The 5,670-nt window shown below is 58.5% G+C and carries 6 protein-coding genes; 1 reads left to right on the top strand and 5 read right to left on the bottom strand.

Features of this window, described 5'->3' with window-relative positions:
• From CEY15_RS17235 to CEY15_RS17255, 5 genes are all read right to left on the bottom strand, one after another.
• On the bottom strand, nucleotides 1-279 hold a 279-nt coding region (locus CEY15_RS17235), incomplete at its 3' end, for a UDP-N-acetylglucosamine 2-epimerase (protein WP_176475175.1).
• Nucleotides 276-1,394 carry an NAD-dependent epimerase/dehydratase family protein gene (locus CEY15_RS17240; RefSeq protein ID WP_095719441.1) on the bottom strand — a complete coding sequence of 373 codons (1,119 nt, stop codon included), beginning with the start codon at nucleotides 1,392-1,394 and terminating at the stop codon, nucleotides 276-278. The genes CEY15_RS17240 and CEY15_RS17235, both read right to left, overlap by 4 nt.
• Nucleotides 1,391-2,419 (bottom strand): polysaccharide biosynthesis protein, encoded by a 1,029-nt coding sequence (locus CEY15_RS17245; protein ID WP_095719442.1) that lies wholly within the window; start codon nucleotides 2,417-2,419, stop codon nucleotides 1,391-1,393. Before CEY15_RS17245 ends, CEY15_RS17240 begins: the two co-directional genes overlap by 4 nt.
• Nucleotides 2,416-3,339, bottom strand: a complete 924-nt coding sequence (locus CEY15_RS19135) for an NAD-dependent epimerase/dehydratase family protein (protein ID WP_095719443.1) — start codon at nucleotides 3,337-3,339, stop codon at nucleotides 2,416-2,418. The genes CEY15_RS17245 and CEY15_RS19135 overlap by 4 nt, the downstream gene beginning before the upstream one ends.
• A gap of 4 nt (nucleotides 3,340-3,343) precedes the next feature.
• Nucleotides 3,344-4,759 (bottom strand): glycosyltransferase family 4 protein, encoded by a 1,416-nt coding sequence (locus CEY15_RS17255; RefSeq protein WP_095719444.1) that lies wholly within the window; start codon nucleotides 4,757-4,759, stop codon nucleotides 3,344-3,346.
• 255 nt (nucleotides 4,760-5,014) lie between these two features.
• On the opposite strand from CEY15_RS17255, the gene CEY15_RS19140 reads away from it, so the two are divergent.
• Nucleotides 5,015-5,665 (top strand): hypothetical protein, encoded by a 651-nt coding sequence (locus tag CEY15_RS19140; protein WP_428844206.1) that lies wholly within the window; start codon nucleotides 5,015-5,017, stop codon nucleotides 5,663-5,665.
• The last annotated feature ends 5 nt before the right edge of the window (nucleotides 5,666-5,670 follow it).

Raw genomic sequence — 5,670 nt, forward strand, 5'->3', positions numbered from 1 at the left:
GACCAGGACCGCGTCGGGCGCCTCTTGGTAGATGACCTTCTCTGAGGCAATCAAGGTGCTACCGAGAACTGCTCCTAGGCTCGAGGTGTCTACACCGAGCATATAGTCTGGTTGCCGTAGGCCGAGGTCGTCGAAGAAGACCTGGTTGAGGGTGTAGTCGTAATTCTGGCCAGTGTGAACCAAGATGTGGTCAATCCCGTCAGTCGAGTCCAGGCGATGGATGACTCGGGCCAGGCGGATGAGTTCGGGCCGGGTGCCAACGATGGTCATGACCTTCATTTGAGTGACTCCTCGTCGGCGGGTCGAACGGACTCGGGGAATGTGTCGGAGGCCTCGGGACGGAAAAGCTCGTGGCTCCAGAATTGCGTCAGCAGCGTCTTGTCGCCAATGTTAGTAATGTTGTGAACCCAGCCGACTGGCATGTCGACCGCTACGGGATCGCGACCCGAAACTACGAAGTCTATCACTCGGCCCCCGAACATCTTTCGAAGGCTTATTCGAGCCTCACCTTGGATTACGGCAAATCGTTCGATCTTTGTCAGGTGGTAGTGCTCTCCGCGGGTGACCCCAGGGAGCGTCGAACTAAATGAAGACTGCCCCTCTCCTCCGCGGCAGCGGACGGTCTCTACAAACGATCCGCGGGTATCCGAGTGAGGCTTTAAGACAATCGGGTAACGCTCGGGAAATAGCCCGGCCCTGTAGGTATTGAATAGGTCAATGCGGAACTTTGAACTGAGGTCCGGAATCTCGCCGTCAGGAAAGTAGGAACTGTGGAACTCCTGCAGCAGTTCCCAGACTGCGATGACTCTAGTAGTCTCACCGATTGGTCGAATGGCTTCCGCGCGGGTCTCAAGAGCGTCGATGAGCGACTGAGCTGCGTCCTGGGCGTGGAGTAATTCCACATCATTGTCGGTGACTTGGGGTGTTTTTCCATCGATCAAGGCTTTCGCGAAGGTGGCAACAAACGAGTTGTAGTTGGGAATTCCGTGTTCCCCATAAAGGTTAGGCAGGCGAACTTCGACGAACCGGCCACCGTGGGCCATGGTGGCCTGGGCGATCTCTCTCTGCGCGGCCAGCTTTCCGCGACCGTACGGGTTGTCTCGTTCAACCTGAATCGTTCCCGCCATCACTACGCGGATTGACCGCGCTGCTCTGTTAATTGCCACCGCAATATCGCGTCCGAGTAAAATATTTCCCTGTTCGACTTCGTCGTCGGTCTCCGCACGGTTGACGCCAGCGAGGTGAACTATTGCATCTGCGTCTGCCACCAAGTTGGCCAGATCCGACCAGTTGTGGCGCGTAACTGGTCGGATCTCATGTTGGGTGAGAGCAGTGAGCCGGAGGCGGGTGTGCCATCCGAGAAATCCATTCGCCCCAGTAAGTATGACTTTCATTTTTTTATCTCCGCGATGACTCGCGATATTTCGGGAAGCGACGAAATCATCGCCGCAGCCTGTTCAACCGTCATTTGTTCAGTGTTGTTAGAGTCATAGTCTTCGGCCTCCGGCGCGCTGGTGTCGCCCTCCTCTATGTACACCGAGTACTGAAGCGAACGGGCGTCCAAAGGCACCCTATAGTAGTCGCCCTGATCGGTGGCCTTGAGCATCTCCTCGCTAGCCAGAAGCGTCTCGTACATTTTCTCGCCGTGACGCATACCGATCTTGACGATCTGCGGTTCGTCTATGCCGAACACTTTAGCGGTCGCCCGGGCAAGAGTATCTACGGTGCACGCCGGAGCCTTTTTGACAAAGAGGTCGCCGGGCTCCGCGTGGAAGAAGGCGTGCTCAACCAGAGCCACGGACTCCTCCAGGCTCATCAAGAATCGGGTCATGGCCCCCTCTGTCAGAGTGAGAGGCTTGCCCTCACGAAGCTGACGCACGAACAATGGGATGACTGATCCGCGGGAGTACATTACGTTGCCGTAGCGGGTGATTGAGACCGTGGTGGGCGACCCTGGATTATTTCGGGCAAAGGCCTGGGCCGATTTTTCCATTAATGCCTTTGACATGCCCATCGCGTTGATGGGGTAGACCGCCTTGTCTGTCGATAGGCAGACGACTGACCTAATTCCGAGGTTGTGGGCAACGTTGATAACATTTCGGCTGCCCTCGACGTTGGTCTTTACTGCTTGGTCGGGAAAGAACTCGCACGAAGGGACCTGCTTCAGAGCAGCGGCATGAAAAACGAAGTCAACCCCGACGAAAGCGTTCTCGATACTGTCCTGGTCGCGAACATCCCCGAGAAAGAATCTTAGTCGGGGATCGTCGAAAGCCGACCGCATTTCATCTTGCTTAGATTCATCTCGACTGAAGATGTTCACTTGGGCGGCGTCAAGGTCCAACAAGCGTCGGGCCATGGTCGATCCGAACGATCCAGTCCCTCCTGTGATAGCAACTGTGGCTCCGTTGAGGGAGGTCATTCTGCATCCTTCCGGTTTGAGTCGTGAGCTAGTGTACGGCCGAGTTCGTGCCATGCGTTCTGTTGGTGTGGGGCTATCCAACCAGATTGTGACAGCCAGCTCTCGGCTTGCTGCTGGCCGAACCAAAGCATCTCTAGCCGACGTGCGTGACCCGAGAATCGGTCATTTAATCGGCCAGCGGCGAAGGCGGCAGACACTGCGCCGCGAGCGAGCGGACGAGGTAGACTTCGTGGAGCCCGCCCACCGAGAGCCATGAGAAAGCTGGCAGTGGTCAAACCCTCGGACGGGTGACTGACAATCGAAGGTGCAGTCTTGTCGTAGGTCGCGAGGTGCGCGATAGCATCTGCAACATTTCCTATGAGTGCTTGAGCGGTGTTGTCGGTTCCCTCGCCCGCCACGCTTGAGGCGGAAGAACGAGCGAGCCTGGCTATTGCCTTGGTCACGGTACGACTGGGTCCGTGAACCCCTGGCGGCCGGTAGACGCAGGTTCGGGAGTAGCGAAGTGCTTCGGATTCCCCGCGGGCCTTGGATTCCGAATAAGGGGAGAACGGAGACGTCGACGGGTCGGCGTTGAGTTTCTTGCACCGTCCCTGAACGGCTGCGCTGCTCACATGAATAAAGCGGACATCCGCCTCGGCGCAGAGTGCTGCGAGTACGCCTGGGAGAATGCCGTTCGCGGCCAGAAGTTGCTGGTCGTCGGTTCCGGTCGCCGCAGGCACCCCAGCAGAGTTGATAAGCGAATCGCATTTAGACAGCGCCCGCTTGAGCTCGTCGAGTGCGGTTCCAAAGCCATCCGTGCTTCTAGTCGAATCCATGCGTGGTGCCTTTAGGCGCATGACTTCGTGTCCTCGTATTGACAAAGCATCGCATACAGACGAGCCGATGAAGCCTGAAGCGCCGACCACTGCCACTCTCGCCATTGGTTTACCACCGCTTTCGGTGCTGATAAAGTAGATCTTCGAGGGAATCCCCGACAGACTTTTCTGAGAAGTTGGAAGCGTAGTACTCGCGAGATTTGCGTCCGAGGGCTTCTCGGGCTAAAGGATTCATATCTGCAAGCTCGGCGATCGCGGAAGCCAGCGCGTTCGCGTCTCCCGGCGGGACCGACCAGCCACAGCCTGCCTCCTCGACTACGCGAGCAGCATCGCCAGCTACGGCGGCGATGATGGGCTGGCCCGCGGCCATGTTGGCCTGAATCTTGCTCGGCATCGTGATTCGGTAGAGGGGGACGTCCTTCAGTGAGACAATCTGGGCATCCGCTAGTGCGAGGATTTCAGCCATTCTTTCGAACGGCTGTGAGCCAACGAAGATCACGTTGTCTAGTTCCTGCTTCTCAACTCGTTCGGTCAGTCTATCGCCGCGGACACCTGCGCCGACGAGTGCGAAACCAATGTCGCGACGATGGCGGAGAAGTGACGCTGCATCGAGGAGGGTGTCCAGATTCTGCATTTCTCCGAAATTGCCTGCGTACATTATCGTGAACTTCCGGTTGATCCGCAAACTTGCCGCTAATACTTCGTCTCTCGGTACAGGTCGGAACGCCGATTCTTCAGCCCAGTTGGGGATGACGCTGATTTTCTCTGGGGGTACGCCCCGGCTCCGGAGTACATCGCCCATACCGGCAGAGATCACCGCAATGTGCGCTGCCCTCTTATATGTCTCATTGCAGAAGACATGCAGCACCTGCTCCATTCGAGAACTGGCTGTGCCATCCACGAAACCGCTCGATGTCACGGTGTCGGGCCACAGGTCTTGGATCTGCATGACGTAGGGGATGCCTCTTAGTGCTCGTAGCGGCCCTGCGGCGATCGCGGCGGTCGCCGGTGACGAATAGACGAAGACCACGTCGGACTTCCCAAGCACTACGGGTGCCGCGATCGTCGATGAAGCGCCATACGTGAGGTAGTTGGCCATTCGCCTGGCAGCATTGTCATCGTGACTTGGGTACGCGGGGACGCGGTGCACTGTCACGCCCCGAATAGTCTCCCGCATGTATGGTCGAATCCGATATCCGTCGAATACGCGCCCTGCCGGGTAGATCGGGTATCCGGTCAGGACGTCGATCTCGTGGCCTCGAGCCTGGAGCGCTCGGGCGATCGTTCCGGGACCTGCCGCGGCGCCGCCTTCCGGATCAAACCAGTGGCTGAGAATTCCGATTTTCAAGTTCGCGAGGCTCTTTCGTCGTCGGGGCTCGGGGCGCATCGCCTCGAAGCTGCGATCCGGCTTCGGGCGGTCTCTCAGGCCTTTTACCGCCCGTGCTTTCGACTTGCGCCTTGGACGTGTTGAGGGCCTAGGCGCATCCGAGTGCAACGTTACCCGTTTGTCGCTCGTTAGGGTCATGGGCGTGGCGCTGACACGCCCGGCTGTGGGACTCTAGGCCACATGCCCCACCCTGCCCTGAGTGCGCTACTGGCTTCCACGATGGCTACGTTTGCTGCAGGCCCAGCGGTCCAATCGTGGCTTTATCAACGTAATAGTCTCGATGTTCCGAATGGTCGTTCTTTGCATACCGTTTCCACCCCTCGTGGGGGAGGGCTGGCCTGTTTGGCGGGCGCGGCGGCCGGTGTGGCAGTGGCTCAGAGGGCTGGGCAGAAGATGTCACTTGACTGGACCGCGTCCAGCGCGGTTCTGGGAATCGTGGGCCGGTTTGACGATAACTTGGGGCTTCGGGCGGCTCCAAGGCTCGCAGCCCAGGTCGTGGCGGGAGCCGGAGTTGGTGCCCGTTCCGGAGGAGTCAAGGGCGCACTTGTCGGCGTGGTTGTCTTGCCTGCAATAGTTAATGCGTTTAACTTCATGGACGGGATTAATGGGATCTCGGGTGGTACCGCGGCCGCATGGGGGGCTTCGGTCGCCGCCTCTGGGCGCGTCGGGGCGCAAGCCCGAATGCAGGGCGCAGTCACCGCGGGAATGGGTTTGGGCTTCCTGCCATATAACGTGCCGACTGCATCGATGTTCCTCGGTGACGTCGGTAGCTACCTATTCGGGGGAGGAATTGCGGCCACTGTGATCCAGTCATTCTTCACTGGCAAGCGTTTGGATCTTAACGGGGCGGTGGATACGCTAGCGCCCCTCATTCCCTACCTCGCGGACACCGGATCGACCATTGTGAAGCGCGCCGTTCGTGGAGAATCTATAACTCAGGCGCACCGGGAGCATGCATATCAACGCATAGTCCAAGAAACCGGTTGGCCGCATTGGTGTGTCTCGAGCATCATCGCGTTAGCCCCGGTGATTCATGGGGCGTGACGGAG

The organism is Dietzia natronolimnaea (assembly GCF_002289575.1).
GTDB lineage: Bacteria > Actinomycetota > Actinomycetes > Mycobacteriales > Mycobacteriaceae > Dietzia > Dietzia natronolimnaea_A.